The organism is Streptomyces sp. cg40, assembly GCF_050320165.1.
In the GTDB taxonomy this organism is placed as follows: domain Bacteria; phylum Actinomycetota; class Actinomycetes; order Streptomycetales; family Streptomycetaceae; genus Streptomyces; species Streptomyces hokutonensis.
Genome location: NZ_CP190128.1, coordinates 6,670,823 through 6,689,180, shown reverse-complemented (window position 1 = coordinate 6,689,180; position 18,358 = coordinate 6,670,823). Strand labels below are relative to the sequence as shown.

Annotated in this window: 18 protein-coding genes, 1 pseudogene and 1 riboswitch; of the genes and pseudogenes, 6 read left to right on the top strand and 13 right to left on the bottom strand. The window is 69.5% G+C overall.

Going from position 1 to position 18,358, the window contains the following annotated elements; translation table 11 throughout:
* Window positions 1–6 precede the first annotated feature (6 nt).
* A complete protein-coding gene (locus ACQHII_RS30120) occupies window positions 7–609 on the bottom strand; it encodes a nitroreductase family protein (protein ID WP_427922211.1) in 603 nt (200 codons plus the stop codon).
* Between the two features lie 342 nt (window positions 610–951).
* On the opposite strand from ACQHII_RS30120, the gene ACQHII_RS30115 reads away from it, so the two are divergent.
* Window positions 952–1,800, top strand: a complete 849-nt coding sequence (locus ACQHII_RS30115) for a hypothetical protein (protein WP_427922210.1) — start codon at window positions 952–954, stop codon at window positions 1,798–1,800.
* Window positions 1,801–2,020: 220 nt separating this feature from the next.
* Window positions 2,021–3,004 (top strand): annotated as a pseudogene (locus ACQHII_RS30110) (hydrolase); the annotation flags it as partial.
* Window positions 3,005–3,076: 72 nt separating this feature from the next.
* On the opposite strand, the gene ACQHII_RS30105 reads toward ACQHII_RS30110, so the two are convergent.
* Window positions 3,077–4,441, bottom strand: a complete 1,365-nt coding sequence (locus ACQHII_RS30105; RefSeq protein ID WP_427922209.1) for a HupE/UreJ family protein — start codon at window positions 4,439–4,441, stop codon at window positions 3,077–3,079.
* The gene (locus ACQHII_RS30100; protein ID WP_427922208.1) at window positions 4,438–5,706 is read right to left on the bottom strand and encodes a DUF3500 domain-containing protein; all 1,269 of its coding nucleotides are present in this window, start codon (window positions 5,704–5,706) and stop codon (window positions 4,438–4,440) included. The genes ACQHII_RS30105 and ACQHII_RS30100 overlap by 4 nt, the downstream gene beginning before the upstream one ends.
* 244 nt (window positions 5,707–5,950) lie before the next feature.
* Here ACQHII_RS30100 and ACQHII_RS30095 point away from each other — a divergent pair, with 244 nt between their 5' ends.
* The gene (locus ACQHII_RS30095) at window positions 5,951–6,262 is read left to right on the top strand and encodes a hypothetical protein (RefSeq protein ID WP_427922207.1); all 312 of its coding nucleotides are present in this window, start codon (window positions 5,951–5,953) and stop codon (window positions 6,260–6,262) included.
* Between the two features lie 43 nt (window positions 6,263–6,305).
* On the opposite strand, the gene ACQHII_RS30090 is transcribed toward ACQHII_RS30095, so the two are convergent.
* Entirely contained in the window at window positions 6,306–6,728 is a 423-nt protein-coding gene (locus ACQHII_RS30090) for a hypothetical protein (RefSeq protein WP_427922206.1), read from the bottom strand.
* 96 nt (window positions 6,729–6,824) lie between these two features.
* Window positions 6,825–8,141 carry a DUF445 domain-containing protein gene (locus tag ACQHII_RS30085; protein WP_427922205.1) on the bottom strand — a complete coding sequence of 439 codons (1,317 nt, stop codon included), beginning with the start codon at window positions 8,139–8,141 and terminating at the stop codon, window positions 6,825–6,827.
* A gap of 146 nt (window positions 8,142–8,287) precedes the next feature.
* On the opposite strand from ACQHII_RS30085, the gene ACQHII_RS30080 reads away from it, so the two are divergent.
* Complete coding sequence (locus ACQHII_RS30080; RefSeq protein WP_427922204.1) at window positions 8,288–9,643, top strand: SGNH/GDSL hydrolase family protein; 1,356 nt, start codon at window positions 8,288–8,290, stop codon at window positions 9,641–9,643.
* 9 nt (window positions 9,644–9,652) lie between these two features.
* Here the strand turns inward: ACQHII_RS30080 and ACQHII_RS30075 are convergent, their stop codons facing one another.
* The 4 genes from ACQHII_RS30075 to ACQHII_RS30060 are packed head-to-tail and all read right to left on the bottom strand — an operon-like array spanning window position 9,653 to window position 13,192.
* Window positions 9,653–10,510 carry a DUF1707 SHOCT-like domain-containing protein gene (locus ACQHII_RS30075; protein ID WP_427922203.1) on the bottom strand — a complete coding sequence of 286 codons (858 nt, stop codon included), beginning with the start codon at window positions 10,508–10,510 and terminating at the stop codon, window positions 9,653–9,655.
* A 33-nt stretch (window positions 10,511–10,543) separates the two neighbouring features.
* Window positions 10,544–11,551: an ABC transporter ATP-binding protein gene (locus ACQHII_RS30070; protein ID WP_427922202.1), complete on the bottom strand. Its 1,008-nt coding sequence runs from the start codon at window positions 11,549–11,551 to the stop codon at window positions 10,544–10,546.
* Window positions 11,548–12,387, bottom strand: a complete 840-nt coding sequence (locus ACQHII_RS30065) for an ABC transporter permease (protein WP_427922201.1) — start codon at window positions 12,385–12,387, stop codon at window positions 11,548–11,550. The genes ACQHII_RS30070 and ACQHII_RS30065 overlap by 4 nt, the downstream gene beginning before the upstream one ends.
* A 4-nt stretch (window positions 12,388–12,391) precedes the next feature.
* Window positions 12,392–13,192 carry an ABC transporter permease gene (locus tag ACQHII_RS30060; RefSeq protein WP_427922200.1) on the bottom strand — a complete coding sequence of 267 codons (801 nt, stop codon included), beginning with the start codon at window positions 13,190–13,192 and terminating at the stop codon, window positions 12,392–12,394.
* A gap of 243 nt (window positions 13,193–13,435) precedes the next feature.
* Between ACQHII_RS30060 and ACQHII_RS30055 the strand changes: the two genes are divergently transcribed.
* Window positions 13,436–15,874, top strand: a complete 2,439-nt coding sequence (locus ACQHII_RS30055) for a transglycosylase domain-containing protein (RefSeq protein WP_427922199.1) — start codon at window positions 13,436–13,438, stop codon at window positions 15,872–15,874.
* Window positions 15,875–15,880: 6 nt separating this feature from the next.
* Here ACQHII_RS30055 and ACQHII_RS30050 read toward each other — a convergent pair whose 3' ends face one another.
* The 3 genes from ACQHII_RS30050 to ACQHII_RS30040 form a co-directional block, all read right to left on the bottom strand.
* Window positions 15,881–16,201: a DMT family transporter gene (locus ACQHII_RS30050; RefSeq protein WP_427922198.1), complete on the bottom strand. Its 321-nt coding sequence runs from the start codon at window positions 16,199–16,201 to the stop codon at window positions 15,881–15,883.
* A 36-nt stretch (window positions 16,202–16,237) separates the two neighbouring features.
* Window positions 16,238–16,309: riboswitch (guanidine-III (ykkC-III) riboswitch) on the bottom strand.
* Window positions 16,310–16,356: 47 nt separating this feature from the next.
* Entirely contained in the window at window positions 16,357–16,713 is a 357-nt protein-coding gene (locus ACQHII_RS30045) for a GroES family chaperonin (protein WP_026178110.1), read from the bottom strand.
* Window positions 16,714–16,814: 101 nt separating this feature from the next.
* A complete protein-coding gene (locus ACQHII_RS30040) occupies window positions 16,815–17,144 on the bottom strand; it encodes a DUF3618 domain-containing protein (protein ID WP_427922197.1) in 330 nt (109 codons plus the stop codon).
* Between the two features lie 121 nt (window positions 17,145–17,265).
* Here ACQHII_RS30040 and bcp point away from each other — a divergent pair, with 121 nt between their 5' ends.
* Window positions 17,266–17,733 (top strand): thioredoxin-dependent thiol peroxidase, encoded by a 468-nt coding sequence (gene bcp / locus ACQHII_RS30035; RefSeq protein ID WP_381249092.1) that lies wholly within the window; start codon window positions 17,266–17,268, stop codon window positions 17,731–17,733.
* On the opposite strand, the gene ACQHII_RS30030 is transcribed toward bcp, so the two are convergent.
* Window positions 17,730–18,263, bottom strand: a complete 534-nt coding sequence (locus ACQHII_RS30030; protein ID WP_427922196.1) for a GNAT family N-acetyltransferase — start codon at window positions 18,261–18,263, stop codon at window positions 17,730–17,732. The genes bcp and ACQHII_RS30030 overlap by 4 nt on opposite strands.
* Window positions 18,264–18,358: the final 95 nt, after the last annotated feature.

The following is an 18,358-nucleotide window of genomic DNA, read 5'->3' as shown; positions in this document are numbered from 1 at the left end:
CACCTCTCAGGCGTGCCGCCCCCACTGCCCCCGATGAACGACATCCTCCACGCCCCGCCGCCGCTCCGCGATACGCCCACTCTGCTCGGGGACATCCTCAGCCCGGTACCCGACCGCGATCCCCCCGATCGGGTCGTACTCCCCCGGCACCCCGAACTCCGCCCGGAACGGCCGCAGATGCTCTGGCATGATGCCGAAGAAGCAGGCACCGAGGCCTTCGTCGACCGCGGTCAGGAGCATCAGCAGGGTGGCCATTCCCGTGTCGATGTGCCAGTACGGCGCGGGCCAGCGGGCCTCGGCGCGGTCCTCCCAGCCCTTGTCCGGTTCGGCGTAGCGCTCAAGGTAGGCGGCCTTGTGGGCCAGGGGTACGACGACCAGCGGGGCGTCCTGCATGGTCGGGGTCTTCTCGACCCGGGTGGGGGCGAAGGGCCAGAAGCGGGCGCGGTCGGCCGGGTCGGTCAGGGCCAGGAACGCCCAGCCCTGGGAGAAGCCGGCCGAGGGGGCTCGTAGCGCGGAGGCGAGGATGCGCTCGGTCACCTCCGGGGTCAGCGGCTTGTCGGAGTAGTGACGGATCATGCGCCTGCGGCGGACCACCTCGGAGAACTCCATGGCGGCAGATCCTGTCACGAACTGACCGCTCGCTGAGGGTCGTTGATCTGCCAATCTCGTATGGCGCGCCCCGGTTCACCGCGTCTGGCAGCGACTCCACGGACAGGCAGGCAGGCCTACCTAACAGTCATGGGCGCGAGCTGCGGCCAGACAGGCATCTACCTCTGCCCGTCACCTTGGCCTCCCAGGTCGATACCAACTCCCCAATCCCCACTGCCCCGTTACGCACTTATTGCACAAGAGATCTTCACCATTTCCGACCTGGGTCCATATGATGCGGAGATCAACAGGCCCGGCCAAGGCGAGACTTGGGCGGGCCTCTCGGGTTCCTGTGGGGGTTTCATGCGTATACGCGTTGCGGCCGGCGTTGTCTCCGGTGCTGTGGTTCTGTCCGCGCTCGCTCTTCCGGTCGCCGCTCAGGCGGCGGAGCGTAGAGGGGCCTCCGCGGAGCTGAAGTCCTTCGCCTCGGCCGCCGTTCAGCCGAGAGACTCCCTCGGCAACACCAAGTTCTCGCACGCCGTCATCAACGGGGGCAAGGACATCGTCCTCGGTACGACCGGTACCAAGACCGTCACCGTCACGTACACCGCTACCGACCAGAACGGTGTCGCGCTCACCGAGGCCTTCCTGTGGCAGGGGACGGACAGTTCGACCACGGACGGGATCACCGGTGGGCTGGGGACGGACGACGACCCCGCCTGCACGGAGACGGCGACTCAGGGGACGTACACCTGCAAGGCCGTCTTCAATATTCGTCCTGCTACCGACATGAAGGACAACGGCGTGGCCGGGACCTGGAAGTTGTTCCTGGGGGCCTGGGATCTGTACGCGAACGCGAGTTACAACGACGACGTCGCCACCGCCTCGATCAAGAAGGCCTCCACGCTGACCGCCGACGCCACTCCCGAGCCGGTCAAGAAGGGGAAGACCATCACGGTCACCGGCAAGCTGGCCCGCGCGAACTGGGCTACGGGCAAGTACGCGGGGTACGTGTCCCAGCCCGCGAAGCTGCAGTTCCGCAAGAAGGGCAGCAGCACCTACACCACCCTCAAGACGGTCAAGACCAACAGCACCGGTGTTCTGAAGACCACCACCACCGCCACGGTCGACGGGTACTACCGGTACGTCTTCGCCGGTACCTCCACCACCGCCGCGGCGACCGCGCCCGGTGACTTCGTCGACGTCCGGTAGGCAACTCGGCTTGCCCGAGTAAGAGATCTACGTGAACCGGCGGGAGGTCCTCCCGCCGGTCCCGGTCCCGTGTGTACCGTCCTCCCTTGTGTCGGTCGGTGATCACTCAACTACCGTTCTACGCGCGGAGATTCGCCACAGTTCACCGCAGTCCAGCGCAGTTCATCGCAGTCAGCCACATCCGCAGCACCCGCACCCCCCGTTCATTCCACCCCCACTCATGGAATCCCCCCACTTCACGGAGGTTCACCGGATGCCCAGTCTTGGCAAGTTCACGTCACGCCGTCGGCTCACCACCGCCCTCAGTGTTCTCGGCCTGCTCGCCACCGGCGCCGTCGCCCAGGCCGCCACCGTCACCCCCGCCGCCGCGGCCACCGCGGCCACCGCGGCCACCACGCACCGCGTGCTGTTCGACGACGGGCACGCCGAAGAGGCCGGCAACGCCGACTGGATCATCTCCACGAGCAAGCCCGATCCGCTTGCTCAGGACTCCTCGCCCTCCTCCGACAAGGACTGGACGGGGGCGCTCTCGTCGTGGGGCATCGCGCTGCAGAAGACCGGTGACTACAGCCTCAAGACCGCTACCAGCGCGCTGACTTACGGGGGTTCGTCGGCGAACGACCTCTCGAACTTCGACACGCTGGTCCTCCCCGAGCCCAACATCAAGTTCACGACCGCCGAGAAGACCGCCATCATGAACTTCGTGAAGGCCGGTGGCGGGCTGTTCATGATCTCCGACCACACGGGGTCCGACCGGAACAACGACGGATACGACGCGGTCCAGATCCTCAACGACCTGATGACCAACAACAGCGTTGATTCCACGGACCCGTTCGGGTTCTCCATCGACTCGCTGAACATCAGTTCCGGCTACCCGGCCGCCATCAGCGACAGCACCAACCCCGTGCTGCACGGCTCCTTCGGCACCGTCACCAAGAGCCTCATCGCCAACGGTACGACCGCCACGATCAAGCCCGCCGACAACTCCGCCGCCAAGGGGCTGCTGTACCGCAGCGGTTACTCCGGCAACACCGGGGCCTTCTTCGCGACCAGCACCTTCGGGAGCGGCAAGGTCGCGTTCTGGGGCGACAGTTCGCCGGTCGACGACGGCACCGGCCAGTCCGGCAACACGCTCTACGACGGCTGGAACGACACCGGCGCCACCAACGCCGCCCTCGCCCTCAACGCCACGGAGTGGCTCTCCTCGTGAGCCACTGAGCACGGGGCGAGTACAAGTACGGGCCGGGGAAGCGCATACCCCGGCCCGCATCCACTTCTACGTCACTGTCTCCAACTCCGGCAGCACGCGCTCTCGTTCCCGGGTGACCAGCGTCCACCCCACCGCCACCACCGCCCCCACCCCGAGCACCGTCAGCATCCCCGTCGTGTGCGTCCCCGCACTGTCCGCCGCCCTCGCCACCGGGTTGGGCAGCCCCAGGCGGTCCGCCAGCCAGCCGATCGCCGCCGTGGCCGTGATCAGCGCGCCGGTCACCCGCAGGGCGGGCTGTATCCGCAGTCGCGCGAGGACAAGGAGCGACGGCAACGCCAGGCAGACCAGCAGGAGTTGGACCAGTTCGATGCCGAGGTTGAAGGCGAGGAGGCTGGACGCCAACTGGCCCGTGGACAGGTGCATTTCGGCGAGGACGAAGGAGAACGCCATGCCGTGGCCGAGGCCGAAGACGCCCGCCACGAGTGCTTCCCTGCCGGGGAACAGCGGGCGGATCGCGTGGACCGCGCCCACGAGGATGCTCGCCGCGATGAACGCCTCGACCGGTCGGCCGGGGATCTGGAGGCGGGTCAGGGCGGAGGCGGCCAGCGCGACCGAGTGGCCGACGGTGAAGGCGAGCGTGATGCCGCCGATGCGCGTGAGTGCCGTACGGGGGCCTGCCAGACCGCCGTTCCAGCGGCCGCCCACCGCCAACAGCGGTGCGGGCAGCAGCAAAATGAGCAGGAACAGCAGATGGTCGGTGCCGGTGAGGATGTGGTTGGCGCCGAGTTGGAGCATGGCCACGAAGCCTCGCCACGCGCTGCCCTTGCCGAGGTCGACCGTCAGCGGCGGGACCTTCATGTGGCGGACGTCGAGGCGGATCGTGCCCACCTGGGTGGCACCGTCGCCGGTGACCCGGCCGGCCGCCCAGTCCTGACGTACCGTCACCAGGGTTATATGGGTGACCACTTGGTGCACTATCACGTCGTAGTCGAAGGTGAAGTGCCGTACGTCGGCGCCGGGTGGCGGAGTGAGTACCGCCTTCGCCACCAGCTCGCGGTAGGGGCCGGTCGACGTCTGCTCGGTGCGGCTGAGGCTCAGGGCGCCGATGGTGACCCGCCAGGCCTCGCCCTTGAGCGTGGTCGGGTGGATGTGCGCGGCGAGGTACGTGCGGATCGCCGTCGACCTCGTGGGGAGGGCCGTCGACTTGAGGGTGTTGAGGTCGATGCCGCTTGCCGTCGTGAAGTCGCCCACGGGCAGGGCCAGTCGGGCGGTGACGGAGTCCTTGTACACGTCGAGCTGGACCACCGAGTGCGGCATCGGGTGCGCGGCGGCCGGCGACGCTCCGAGGAGGAGCGCCGCCGGTACCGCGATCGCGATCCCGGCCACCAGGCGAAGTAGCGCTGTGGTCAGCCAAGTTCGCGGTCGGGTCATGAGAAGGTGAACTCGCTGCCGTAGTCGCGGGTGTGGTCGCGGTACACGGTGTGGTAGTGGATCTGGTCCCGGTACACGACACCGTTCTGGCAGACGAACTCGACCCAGACGCCGGGGCCGTCGATGCGCACGTAGTCGCCCTGGGTGTCGAGGGCGGTGGTGCCGGAGTAGGCCACGTAGGTCTGGTTCAGCTCGTGCTCGTACGTCTTCATGAGCTTCTTCGCGGTGGCGTCGTCCACGTTGGCGATCCAGGGGTGAATGGCCTTGAGGACCAGCTGCTTCTGCTTCGGGGAGAGCGTGCTGACCTTGATGCCCTCCTTCGTCTCCGGGAACTGGCCGTCCTGGCCCGGGCCGAGGAGAACGTCGCTGAAGGACTCCGAGAGCTTGGCGGTGGCCAGTTGCTCCGTGCTGAGGCTGCCGGTGAGGGCGAGCAGGCCGTCGCGCATGGTCGCGAGCGGGGAGTACGTGGTGCCGTCGTCGTCGGTCCAGGTGGTGGGTTCGACGCCGACGAAGAACGGGCTGGCGCCCGCCACCTTGCCGTTCTTGTAGGTGAGGTTGAGGGCCAAGTGGTGGCCGCCGAAGTGGAGTTGCCAGGTGCCGGTGGCGGAGGGGGTGCCGAGGAAGGCGAGGAAGTAGACGCCGCTGCCGTAGCCGCCCATGCCGCCGCCTCCGGTGCCGCCGGAGGGCGGGGTGCCGGTCGGGAGGTCCGTCGCCGAAGAAGTGGGGGACGCCGTCGCGGACGGGTCCGCGGAGGCCGTGCTCGACGCGGTGTCCGACGGTGCCGGGCCCGCGGAGCTGGTGCTCTGGGCCGCGTTGAGCACGTCGTCGGCCTTGATGATCTGCGTGATCTGGTCGTACCCGGTGTTCTTGCCACTGCCCGTGGCGAGCTTCAACACCTTCATGGCGGCGGCCAGTTGAGTGTCCGTCAGGGAACCGAGCTGGATGCCGGGACGGCAGGTGGAGCCGCACGGGAGGTTCGACCACGCGGTCGCGTTGGCCTGCGTGAGGTCGAGCAGGGTGGAGGCCTGCTGGTCGGCGTCCAGGGTGTTCAGGAACTCGTTGGCCGCGCTGACCACGGCGGCGGTGCCGGTGGCCTTCTTGTCGACGGGGCGCTTGACGCCCGCCGCCGAATTACCGGTTCCGGTGTCCGTCGAGGCATTCGCCACGGCGAAACCGCCGCCGACCAGCACAACCGCGGTGACGGCTCCGGCTATTCCGCGCCAGGTCCGTCTGGTGCGTACCAGACGGGTTCTGTCCTTGCTCACGAACGACTCCTTCGATTTCGGTAATTCCAGAGATTCCGCTCGTCAGCGGAGCGCCGACCGGTCGTTCGCGCGATTGTTGACAACATTATCGAGGTTCTTACCGAAATCTCAATGGACCGTCACGTGGATAAAATAAGTTTCAGGTTCCACAGTAATGCGGCCCTAATTCAGAGAATTCACTTATGTATTTGACAGGCTATGCTTGTCGCGCGAATAGGGTTTCCTGCTACCGGAGAGGCACATCATGGCCAAGGTCCCGAGCGTTCCCAGCGCGGCGGTCGCCGCGGGCGGGCTCGTCGGCGGGTACGGCGTGGCCCGCTGGACGAAGAAGCGTCAACTGGGCGGGGCCGTGCTGGCCGTTGCCGGGGCCGCCGCCGCGCAGCAGTGGCGGCAGCGGGCCGGCGGAAAGGCGGCGGGTGCGCTCACCGTCGCCTATGTCGCCGCGTTCGCCGGGTCGCACCCGCTGGCGAAGAAGGTCGGCGCCTGGCCCGCCGTCCTCGGTGTCGCGGGCGCCGTCGCCCTCGCGTCCTGGGCGGTCGCCGACCGGCAGGCCTGACCCCCGTCGCGCTGTCGCCAAGAAGCCCGTGCGCTACGGCGGTTCAGCAGCCGTGGGCCGACAGCACGCCCTCCGTGGAGTCCTCCTCGCACGGGCGGAAGCGTCGGCCCACCGACGAGGCCACCAGGACGCCCGCGCCGATCACGAGGGTCGCGAACGCCCACTGCTGGGGCCATTCCGTCTCGTCGGGCCAGTTGGCGTAGCCCCGCGGGTGGGTGGCGTACATCAGGCCGGCCGGGGGCACCGCCACCAGCAGCACGGGCCAGGCCGGCTCGTCGCGGCGGCCGAAGTAGCCGGCCAGGAGCAGCAGGAGCGCGCCGAGGACCAGCACGCCGGGGACGGACGCCCCCGTCCAGGCGACGCACACGAAGTACGCCGCCGTCGCGACCCCGGCACCGAGCGCGCGGGTCAGCCAGCGTTCCGGCCAGGGGCACGTCCGCAGGGGGCTCAGCAGCTTCTCGGTCATACGTACGAGGGTTCCCCGGTGCGACGGGGCGCAACAGAGTACGCGTACTCAGATCCGGCGAACTCGCGTTCGGCAGGGGCGAGTTCCCCGGCTCTCCTACACCCCCACCAACCGCGACACCGTGTAGATCAGCAGCCCCGCCAGCGACCCCACCACCGTGCCGTTGATCCGGATGAACTGGAGGTCGCGGCCGATGTTCGCCTCGATCTTGCGGGTCGTGTGCTCCGCGTCCCAGCTCGCCACCGTGTCCGTGATCAGGGAGGTGATCTCCTTGCGGTAGGTGGTGACGACGTACACCGCGGCGCCCTCCAGCCAGCCGTCGACCTTCGCCTGGAGCTTCGGTTCGACCGCCATCCGCGCGCCGAGCGACAGCAGGGACGCGCGCACCCGCAGCCGTAGCTCACTGCGCTCGTCCTCGGCGGCCGACACGATCATCGAGCGGACGGACGTCCAGGCGCTGGCGATCAGGTCCTGGACCTCGCCGCGGCCCAGGACCTCGCCCTTGAGGCGCTCCACCCGCGCGCGGGTGTCCGTGTCGGACTGGAGGTCGGCGGCGAAATCGCCGAGGAAGCGGTCCAGGGCGCCGCGGGCCGGGTGGGAGGGCATGTCGCGCATCTCGGTGACGAAGCGGAGCAGCTCCTTGTAGACGCGCTCGCCGATCCGCTTGTCGACGAACCTCGGGGTCCAGCCGGGCGCGCCGCCCTCGACGGCGTCCATGACCTGCTCGTCGTGCAGGACCAGCCAGTCGTGCGCGCGGGTGACGATGAGGTCGACGACCCGCTTGTGACCGCCGTCGGCGACGATCTTCTCCAGCATCTTTCCTATGCCGGGCGCGATCTCCTGGGCGTCGGCGCGGCGGGTGATCGCCTCGCCGACGACCGCCTGGACGTCGGAGTCCCGGAGCACGGTGAGGGCTCCGCGGAGGGCCGCCGACAGCTCCGCCGTCACCCGGTCGGCGTGATCCGGTACGGCCAGCCAGGCGCCGAGCCTGCTGCCGATGCCGACCGCGCGCAGCCGCTGTCGTACGACCTCCTCGGAGAGGAAGTTCTCGCCGACGAACTCGCCCAGGGAGACGCCCAGCTGGTCCTTCTTGGTGGGGATGATCGCGGTGTGCGGGATGGGCAGGCCGAGCGGGTGGCGGAAGAGGGCCGTGACCGCGAACCAGTCGGCCATCGCGCCCACCATGCCGGCCTCGGCCGCCGCGGCGACATAGCCCGCCCAGGGGCCCGCGCCCGAGTTCGACGCCCACTTGGCGAGCACGTACACGACGGCCACGAAGAGCAGCAGGGCCAGCGCCGTCAGCTTCATCCGGCGCACGCCGCGCTGCTTCTCCTCGTCGGCCGCGCTGAACGTGGTCATCGTGCGGCGGGACGGGGCCCCGTCGCTCTCAGCACCCACTTCCGTACGTTCCATCCGCTCCACCCGTTCGCCGGTACCGTGCACATTGTCCCTTCCTGACCGACTCCCGGGATGGAACAGGAGTTCCCGGCGTCACCCGAAAGGGCAAAATGGCAGGACCCTGCCACTCGCCCGAGGAGACCCGAGGAGACCCGCACCGCGTGACCGAGCGACCCACCGGGGACAAGGGGGTGTCCCCCACCAGGCATCGTGCCCTGCTGTCCGCGATCATCACCCTGATCGTGGTCCTTTCCGTCGGCATCTACGCCGGTGTCTCCGCCGGCGACGGCAGCGCGGGCGGCTCCCCCGCCTCGGGCCGCGGCCGGCCCGACTCCGCCGACCCCGCCTCGGCCGGCACCTGGGTCGGCGCCTGGTCGGCCGCCCCGGTGGGCGGTGAGCCCGGCACCGAGCCGGCGGGCATGGCGGGCCGCTCGGTGCGCAACGTCGTCCACACCAGCGCCGCCGGGACGAGCGCCCGGATCACCCTCTCCAACCTCTACGGCCAGTCCCCGCTGACCGTCACCCACGCCTCGATCGCCCTCGCGGCCGGCCACGACAGCTCCGCCGCGGCCCCCGGCACCATGCGCCGGCTGACCTTCGGCGGCGCCGGCTCCGTCACCGTCCCGGCCGGGCAGCAGGTGCTGAGCGACGCCGTACGCCTCCAAGTCCCGCAGGGCGCGGACGTGTTGGTCACCACCTACGCCCCCGCCGAGTCCGGCCCGGTCACCATCCACCCGTACGCCCGGCAGATCTCCTACGTGGCCGACGGCGACCGGGTCGAGAACCCGAGCGCCGGGCCGTACACCCAACACACCTCGGTGTGGCGCTACTTGACCGCGCTGGACGTGCTGAGCCACGACGCGAACGGCACGGTCGTCGCGTTCGGCGACTCGATAACCGACGGCTCCACCTCGACCGTGGGCGCCAACCGCCGCTGGCCGGACGCCTTTTCGCAGCGGCTGCGCGCGGCGGTGGCGGCCGGGCGGCAGGACGTGCCGCGCTACAGCGTCGTCAACGCGGGCGTCAGCGGCAACCAGATACTCGCCAGTCATCCGGGCCGGCCCGCCGAGAACCAGAGCGGCCTGACCCGCTTCGCGCGCGATGTGCTCGGCCGGCCGAACGTCAAGGTCGTCGTCCTCGACCTCGGCGTCAACGACACCCTGCACGGCGCCGACGCCGACCGCATCCTGGCCGGCCTGCGCACCCTCGTCCGCCAGGCCCACGCCCACGGCATCAAGGTCGTCGGCGCGACCCTGACCCCCTTCGGCGGCTACCCCCGGTACACCGCGGCCCGGGAGGCCGTACGGCAGCGGGTCAACGCGGAGATCAGGAGCGGCACGGTGTACGACGCCGTCGTCGACTTCGACAAGGCGCTGCGCGACCCGTACGACCCGCGCAGGTACGCCCCCGAGTACGACTCGGGCGACCATCTCCACCCCAGTGACCGGGGCTACCGCAGGATGGCCGACACCATCGACCTCACGGAGCTCAAGGGCGCGGTACCCGCCCGGTTGTGAGCCCGCCGGTCAGTCCCAGTCGCGGTGCCTGCGCCCCCGCCGCTCCCGGTGCCGCTCGCGCCGCTCCTCGTGCCGTTCCCGCCGCTCCTCGTGCCGGCGCCGCATCGCCTCGCGGTGCTCCTCCATGGCCTCGCGGTGGGCGTCGTCCAGGCCGGACAGGGCGTCGCGGTGCGAACCGTAGAGCTCCCTCGTCGAGGAACCGCCCTCCAGTTTCTGCCGGCGCCGCTCCTCCTTGAGCCGCTGGCGCTCGGCCCTGGGGAGCTTGCGCTCCACTCCGACCCCGCCCCAGAAGGCGAAGCCCGTGACGATCACGCGCGGGGCGCCCGGCTCGCCCGGCACGCCCTCCTGGCTGTGGTCGAAGCCGCCCATGATGCCGATGCCGCGCACGACGACCTCGACGCCCGGCGGCACGATGATCTGCGCACCGCCCATGATCGCGACGCAGTTGATCTCGACCTCGCGGTCCGCGAAGTTCGCCTCGCGCAGGTCGATCTCGCCGCCGCCCCAGAAGGCGACGGCGGTGAACCGCTTGGGGACCGTCCAGCGCCCCTTGCGCTGGAACCCCGACATGATGGCCACGGCGGCGCTGGAGGACCCTTCGCCGCCGACGATCCGCGAGGCCCAACTCCCGCTGGCCACCGGCTCCTTGACCATGTTCACCGGCGGCGGGGCGACCCCGGGGGCCGGCAGGTCGGCGGTGATGGGCGTCAGTTCGCCGTACGTCCGCGCCTTGTACGTGGCCTCCAGACGCTCCTCGAACTCCTCCATGTCGAGCCGGCCCTCGGCGACGGCGTCGCGCAGGACCTCGGCGACCCGCTCACGGTCGGCGTCGGATGCGCGGAGCTCCGGGACTGCGTCGTCGGTCATACAAGGCAGCCTACGAGACCGTTCGACGCAGGGCTACGAGACCGCTTCCTCGGCCCGTTCGGCGTACATCTTCGCGATGACGGCCTCGATGTCCGGTTCCCGCACCGACAGGTCCACCATCGGGTACTCCGCCGCGATCCGCGCCACCAGCGGGGCCGCCGACGCCGAGGCCGGGAACGTCAGCCACTGGCGCGGTCCCTCCACCCTCACCGTCCGCGCGTCCGGCACCTCGATCGGGGGCAACTCCCGCTCCAGGTCCACCACAAGGGTCCGCTCGCTCTCCCCCGCCTCGTGCAGCCCGGTGAGCGGACCGTCGTACATCAGCCGGCCGTGGTCGATGACCATCACCCGCGAGCACAGCTGCTCGATGTCCTGGAGGTCATGGGTGGTGAGCAGCACCGTGGTGCCGCGCTCGGCGTTCAACTCCCGCAGGAACTCCCGCACTTTGGCCTTGGAGATGACGTCGAGGCCGATGGTCGGTTCGTCGAGGTAGAGCACCTCGGGGTCGTGCAGCAGGGCCGCCGCGATGTCGCCGCGCATCCGCTGGCCGAGCGAGAGCTGACGTACGGGGACGTCCAACAGGGCGCCCAGTGCGAGGAGTTCGACACAGCGGTCGAGGTTCTCGGCGTAACGGGCGTCGGGGATGCGGTACATGCGGTGCATCAGCTTGTACGAGTCGATCAGCGGGAGGTCCCACCAGAGTGTGGTCCGCTGCCCGAACACCACGCCGATGCGGTGCGCGAGGCGGGTGCGCTCGCGGGACGGGTCGATGCCGGCCACCCGCAGCCGGCCCCCGGACGGGGTGAGGATGCCGGTCAGCATCTTGATGGTGGTCGACTTCCCGGCGCCGTTCGGCCCGATGTAGCCGACCATCTCGCCGCGCGCCACGGCGAAGGAGATGGAGTCGACGGCCCGCACCCGCCGCCGCTCCCGTTTCATGAACCCGGTCTTCTTGCGCACGTCGAAGACCTTCTCGACGCGGTCCAGTTGGATGAAGTGCTCGTCCGCAGAATCGTCCGCAAACCCGTCCACAGTCCTCAACTTCCCGTGCTCCGGTACGACTTGAGCCCCGCCCGCCAGGCCAGCCCGGCCAGCGCGCAGCAGACGAACGCCACCAGCGGCGAGGCGAACTCCGCGCCCGGCGGCAGATCCAGCGGGTACGGCCGCCCCAACACATAGGAGGCGGGCACCCAGTTGACGAAGGCGAGCGGCAGCATGAAGGTCACGCCCCGCACGAAGTCCTTGCCGAACACCACCGGCGGATACGACAGCAGGGTGTTGCCGCCGTACGTGAACGCGTTCTGCACCTCGGCCGCGTCCTGCGCCACGATCTGGAAGGCCGCGCCCGCCACGAACAGCGCCCCGAAGATCGCCGCCCCGCAGACCAGCATCAACGGCACCAGCAGCAGCTTCCCGGCGGTCCAGTCGACGTCGACGGCGATCAGCGCGTAGCCGAGGACCAGGCCGCCCTGGGTGATGCGGCCCAGCCGGCGCAGCGCGAAACGGTCCGCGCCGATCTGCGCCAGCACCGGCGCGGGGCGCACCAGCAGGGTGTCGAAGGAGCCGTCGCGGATGCGGCTGCCCAGCACGTCCATCGAGCCGAGGACCAGGTCGGAGATCCCGAACGCGGTCGCCGACAGGCCGTACAGGAACGCGACTTCGGGCAGCGACCAGCCGCCCAGCGAGTCGACCCGCGAGAACATCAGCAGGATCGTGGCGAAGTCCAGACCGGTCACCAGCAGGTTGCCGACGACCGTGATGACGAAGGAGGCGCGGTAGGCCATGCTCGACCGGATCCACATCCCGGCGATCATCCCGTAGGCGCGCAGCCCCTCGCGCCAGCGCGGCAACTCCCGTGTGCCGTCCTTCAGTTGCATGGTCTCAGCCACCCTGGACCACCACCCTCCGCGTAGCCACCGACTGAAGCAGCCGCCCCGCGGCGAGCAGCGCCACCGCCCAGGCCGCCTGGAAGGCGTACGCGTGCAGCGGGTCGGTCTTCCCCATCAGCACGTCCGCCGGCAGCTGGATCTGCGCCGCCCACGGCAGCGCCCGTACGACCTCGCCGAGCGCGCCCGGGAAGGCGTTCAGCGGGAGCACCATGCCCGAGCAGAAGATCCCCAGGATCATCATGGCCTGGTTGACGCCGGTGCCGTCCAGCAGCCAGAACGTGCTCAGCGCGGCCAGATAGCGGATGCCGAAACTGACCAGCACCGCCAGGAGCAGCGCCACCAGCAGGGCCGCCCAGGAGCCGGCGTCCGTGGGCAGCGCCATCCTGAAGAACAGCGCGCCGAAGACGAACGGGATCACCCCGCGCCCCAGCATCTGGAACATGGCCCGCCCGAAGTCGCTTGCCAGCCACCACAGTTGGAGGTCGGCGGGCCGGTACAGGTCGACGGCGATGTCACCCGTACGGATGCGGTCCGTCAGGTCCTTCTCGAACCCGCCGCCCTGGATCGCCAGCGTCGCGTACAGGCACTGCCCGAGCCACACATAGGTCACCGCCTGCGCCTGGTCGTAGCCCCCGAGATGCGGGCGCTCGTCCCACAGCGCCAGATAGGTGTAGACGAGGACCACGCCGAAGACGGTGTTGGTGAACACCCCGGCGAGCGTCGCCGCCCGATACGTCGCGTACCGTCTGAAACCCCCCGCCGCGACGGCCGCGTACAACCGACCGGCACCCACCAGAAACCCACCCTCCACGACCTCTTGACACCGAAGCGCAGGAGCCTAGTGCGCAGGTGGTGACGCACGCCACGCATTTTCCGGGCAAGTGCGTGCCGATGGTCGGGAACGGAACGCATGGTGCGAGAGTCTTCGTCTGGGGGCGCAGAAGCGCACAAGGCCGTACAGGAACATACGCGACCGTATGGGAACATGCGGGGCCGTACGGGACCGTACGACGCGAAACAGGAGTCCGTGCACGACATGAGCGACCAGCCGCAGCCGCAGCAGCCCGAGCAGGGCTGGGCACCGAGAGAGCCGGAAGCGGCTGCCGCACCCGAGGCGCCCGGGGCATCCGGGGGCGAGAAGCCCAAGAAGCCGAAGCGGCCCAAGCGCACCGGGTGGCGCCGGATCATCCCGACCTGGCGGATGACGCTCGGCGGGATCGTCGTGCTGGTGGCGCTGCTGATCGGCGCGTTCTACCTCGGCTACTCGCTGGTCAAGATCCCGCCCGCGAACGCGCTCGCCACCAAGCAGTCCAACGTGTACCTCTACGCGGACGGCACCCAACTCGCCCGCGACGGCGAGGTCAACCGCGAGAACGTCGGCCTCGACCAGGTCTCCGCCAACGCCCAGCACGCCGTACTGGCCGCCGAGGACCGGGACTTCTTCTCCGAGTCCGCCGTCGACCCGAAGGCGATGGTCCGCGCCGCGTGGAACACCGCCACCGGCAAGGGCACCCAGTCCGGCTCCACGATCACCCAGCAGTACGTCAAGAACTACTACCTGGGCCAGGAACAGACCGTCACCCGAAAGGTGAAGGAGTTCTTCATCTCGATCAAGCTGGACCGCGAGGAGTCCAAGTCCCAGATCCTGGAGGGCTACCTCAACACCAGCTACTTCGGCCGCAACGCCTACGGCATCCAGGCCGCCGCCCAGGCCTACTACGGCAAGGACGCCGTCGACCTCGACGCGGGCCGCGGCGCCTATCTCGCCGCGCTGCTGAACGCGCCGAGCGAGTACGACGTCGTGGCGCACCCGGAGAACAAGGCCGCGGCGGTGGCCCGTTGGAACTACGTCCTCGACGGCATGGTCAAGAAGGGCTGGCTCACCCAGTCCGCGCGCGCCGGCATGAAGTTCCCGATGCCGAAGGAGGCCACGGCCTCGACGAGCATGTCCGGGCAGCGGGGTTACATCGTCACCGCGATCAAGGACTACCTCGCCACCAACAAGATCATCGACGCGGACACCCTCGAAGCCGGCGGCTACCGCATCACCACCACGCTCCAGAAGAGCAAGCAGGACGCCTTCGTGAAGGCCGTCAACGACCAACTCATGTCCAAGCTCGACAAGAAGAGCCGCAAGGTCGACAACTACGTGCGCGCGGGCGGCGCTTCGGTCGACCCCAAGACCGGCAACATCGTCGCGATGTACGGCGGCATCGACTACGTCAAGCAGTACACGAACGGCGCCACCCGCGGCGACTTCCAAGTGGGCTCCACCTTCAAGCCGTTCGTCCTCGCCTCCGCGATCCAGAACGGCTCGCAGACCCAGGACGGCCAGACCATCACGCCCAACACCTACTACGACGGCACCGACAAGCGCCCCGTGGAGGGCTGGAGCGGCGGCTCGTACGCCCCCGAGAACGAGGACGGCGTCTCCTACGGCGACATCACCGTCCGCACGGCGACCGACAAGTCCGTCAACTCGGTGTACGCGCAGATGGCGGTGGACGTGGGCCCCGCCAAGATCAAGCAGACCGCGATCGACCTCGGCATCCCCGCCGACACCCCCGACCTCACCGCCACCCCGTCCATCGCGCTCGGCCCCTCCACCGCGAGCGTCCTCGACATGGCGGAGGCCTACGCCACCCTCGCCAACCACGGCCAGCGGCACACGTACACGATGATCTCGAAGATCACCAAGGACGGCACCGACCAGGTCAAGCTGCCCGCGCACAAGACCACCCGCGCGGTGAGCCGCGAGTCCGCCGACACCACGACCAACGTCCTGGAGAGCGTCGTCGACAACGGCACCGCGACCGCCGCGCAGGGCGCCGACCGCCCGGCGGCCGGCAAGACCGGCACGGCGGAGAAGGACACGGCGGCCTGGTTCGCGGGCTACACCCCCGACCTCGCCACCGTCGTCTCCGTCATGGGCCAGAACCCGACCACCGCCGCCCACGAGCCGCTCTACGGCGCGATGGGCCTCGCCCGCGTCAACGGCGGCGGGGCGCCCGCCGAGATCTGGGCCCAGTTCACCAAGTCCGCCCTCAAGGGCACGCCGGCCAACGACTTCGACCTCCAGCTCCAGGACGGCGCCGAGACGGTCGCGCCCCCGAGTATCCAGCCCACCCAACCGTCCACGACCGACGGCCAGGACAACGGCGGCACGACCACCACCGGCGGCCAGACCGACCAGGGCCAGACCCAGGGCGGCACCACCGACGGCGGCACGACCGACGGCGGCACCACCACCGGAGGCACGACCACCACCGACGGCGGCACCACGACGACCGGCGGCACGACGGGAACCACGACCGACGGCTCCACGACCACCACCGGCGGCACGACAGGCACCACCACGGACGGCACGACGACGACCGGCGGCACGACGGGGACCACCACGGACGGCACCACGGGCGGTACGACGACCGGGGGGACGACGGCGGGCCCGCAGAGCACGGCGCGCAAGAAGGAGTAGTACGCCTCAGTGACCGGAGGTCGCCTTCAGCCCCACGACGGCGACCAGCAGCAGACACACGAAGAAGATCCGGGCGGCGGTGGCGGGCTCCCCCAGCACCACCATGCCGAGCACCGCCGCCCCCGCCGCACCGATCCCCACCCACACGCCGTAGGCGGTACCGATGGGCAGCGACTTCGCGGCGTACGACAGCAGCAGCATGCTGGCGACGATCCCGGCACCGGTGAGCACACTGGGCACGGGCCGGCTGAACCCATCGGTGTACTTCATCCCGATCGACCAGCCGACTTCGAGCAGACCGGCGACGATCAGCAGAACCCAGGCCATGACAGGCACCTCCGAGACACACACGCGACTGACGTTGGTGCGTCGTCTTTGCGTGTCTCCCGGTACGGCGCGTCTCGTCGGGTTCCTCTCCAACGTAGCAAAGGAACGGCAAAGGGGCTGGTGACGACGGTCACCAGCCCCTCAAGGCCTTGTCCCTACAGATACAGGCCGGTCGAGTCCTCGGACCCCTCGAACCGGTCGGCGGCGACGGCGTGGAGATCCCGCTCGCGCATGAGGACGTAGGCGATCCCGCGGACCTCGACCTCGGCACGGTCCTCCGGGTCGTAGAGGACCCGGTCGCCGGGCTCCACGGTCCGCACGTTCTGGCCCACCGCGACGACATCGGCCCAGGCCAGCCGCCGTCCGACCGCGGCCGTCGCCGGAATCAGGATCCCGCCGCCCGAACGCCGCTCGCCCTCGCTCTTGTCCTGCCGCACGAGCACACGGTCGTGCAGCATCCGGATGGGCAGCTTGTCGTGCTGGGTGCTCTGCTCGTCTCTCTTGGCGCTCACACCCACGAACCTACCTGCCTCCGACCCGTCGGTACGCCGCCGGGTGCCCCGCGATATCGGCCGCTACGACCCTTGCGGCCGTCGTGGTCTCCGTGTCTCCGTCAGCCCTTACGGCCCTTGCCGCGCCGGGAACCGAGGACGAACAGCCCCACGACCCCGACGGCGACGAGAGCGACGGGCACGATCCGCTCCACCCGCGGCGCGCCCTCGTCGTCCACGAACTGTCCCTTGACGTCGCTCACGACCCGGTTGACGCCGACGTAGGCCTTCCCGAGGGTGTGATCGACGCTGGCCGCGACCTTGGCCTTCGCGTCGCCCACGATGGTCTTCGGGTGCACCCGCACCCCGATCTCGTCGAGCGTGTCGGCCAGGACATCGCGGCGACGCTGGATGTCCGCCTCGATCTGCGCCGGGGTTCTGGTGTCCGGCATGTCCGGCTTGTTCGACGTGTCCGCCACCGTACGGCCTCCGAAGTCTGCTGGTACTTGTGCCGGACAGTCTGTCAGCTCTCGCGCGGAGTGCACTGTCAGCACCCCCGGTTACGCTAGCGCGATGAGTGAACGACTCCAGCCCGGGGACGTTGCCCCCGCCTTCACGCTCCCCGACGCCGACGGCAACGAGGTGTCCCTCGCCGACCACAAGGGCCGCAAGGTCATCGTCTACTTCTACCCGGCGGCCCTCACGCCCGGCTGCACCAAGCAGGCCTGCGACTTCACGGACAACCTGGAGGTGCTGGCCGGCGCCGGGTACGACGTCATCGGCATCTCCCCCGACCAGCCGGAGAAGCTCGCCAAGTTCCGCGAGAAGGAGAACCTCAAGGTCACCCTCCTCGCGGACCCCGACAAGCAGGTCCTCGACGCCTACGCGGCCTTCGGCGAGAAGAAGAACTACGGCAAGACCTACATGGGCGTGATCCGCTCCACGATCATCGTCGACGAGGCCGGCAAGGTCGAGCACGCGCTGTACAACGTCCGCGCGACGGGCCACGTGGCGAAGATCATCAAGGACCTGGGCATCTAGCCTTCCCTGTACTCAAACGAGACCCACACGTCAGGAGGCAGGTCGGCCCGCCCCGGCACCGGCCTGCGCTCCTCGCTCCACTCCCCCGGCGCGAGCTCCTCACCGACCCGCCGCCAGAACGCCACGGCCCCCGGATTGGCGTCCTGAAACGCGATCTCCCACCGCCCCGGATGCCGCGCGACGACCTCGCGGACAGCCCTTCGCCCCACCCCGCCACGCCGGACTCCCCGCACCACGAAGAAGCTGTTGAGCACCCGAGTGGGCCCACTGAGCCCCCGCACAAACGCGAACCCGACGGGCCGCTCCCCCCTGACGAAGAGATACGGCGCCCAGTCCTCCCCACCCCCGCCGAACGCGGCATCCACCCGCTCACTGCGGAACGTGCCGTCGGGGTTGGGGAGTTGAGGATGCGCCGCCGTATCGAACTCCGACATGTCATGCCGGAACATCAGCCAGAGCCGCTCGACGGTGGGGCGGTCGGCGGGGGTGGCGGGGCGTATGTCCACGGTCGTGGAAGAGGTCTCGGTCATGAAAAAAGCCTCCCAGGAGGACAACAGTCCACTCCTTGGGAGGCTTCAGCGATCTGCAGTCTACCAATCCGCTTTACGGGGCGGGCGTGACTGTC

Bases quoted from the DNA above. Each gene is read 5' to 3' on its own strand.
- ACQHII_RS30120 (WP_427922211.1), bottom strand. From the start codon at position 609: ATGGAGTTCTCCGAGGTGGTCCGCCGCAGGCGCATGATCCGTCACTAC.
- ACQHII_RS30115 (WP_427922210.1), top strand. From the start codon at position 952: ATGCGTATACGCGTTGCGGCCGGCGTTGTCTCCGGTGCTGTGGTTCTG.
- ACQHII_RS30105 (WP_427922209.1), bottom strand. From the start codon at position 4,441: ATGACCCGACCGCGAACTTGGCTGACCACAGCGCTACTTCGCCTGGTG.
- ACQHII_RS30095 (WP_427922207.1), top strand. From the start codon at position 5,951: ATGGCCAAGGTCCCGAGCGTTCCCAGCGCGGCGGTCGCCGCGGGCGGG.
- ACQHII_RS30090 (WP_427922206.1), bottom strand. From the start codon at position 6,728: ATGACCGAGAAGCTGCTGAGCCCCCTGCGGACGTGCCCCTGGCCGGAA.
- ACQHII_RS30085 (WP_427922205.1), bottom strand. From the start codon at position 8,141: ATGGAACGTACGGAAGTGGGTGCTGAGAGCGACGGGGCCCCGTCCCGC.
- ACQHII_RS30075 (WP_427922203.1), bottom strand. From the start codon at position 10,510: ATGACCGACGACGCAGTCCCGGAGCTCCGCGCATCCGACGCCGACCGT.
- ACQHII_RS30065 (WP_427922201.1), bottom strand. From the start codon at position 12,387: ATGCAACTGAAGGACGGCACACGGGAGTTGCCGCGCTGGCGCGAGGGG.
- ACQHII_RS30055 (WP_427922199.1), top strand. From the start codon at position 13,436: ATGAGCGACCAGCCGCAGCCGCAGCAGCCCGAGCAGGGCTGGGCACCG.
- ACQHII_RS30050 (WP_427922198.1), bottom strand. From the start codon at position 16,201: ATGGCCTGGGTTCTGCTGATCGTCGCCGGTCTGCTCGAAGTCGGCTGG.
- ACQHII_RS30040 (WP_427922197.1), bottom strand. From the start codon at position 17,144: ATGCCGGACACCAGAACCCCGGCGCAGATCGAGGCGGACATCCAGCGT.
- bcp (WP_381249092.1), top strand. From the start codon at position 17,266: ATGAGTGAACGACTCCAGCCCGGGGACGTTGCCCCCGCCTTCACGCTC.
- ACQHII_RS30030 (WP_427922196.1), bottom strand. From the start codon at position 18,263: ATGACCGAGACCTCTTCCACGACCGTGGACATACGCCCCGCCACCCCC.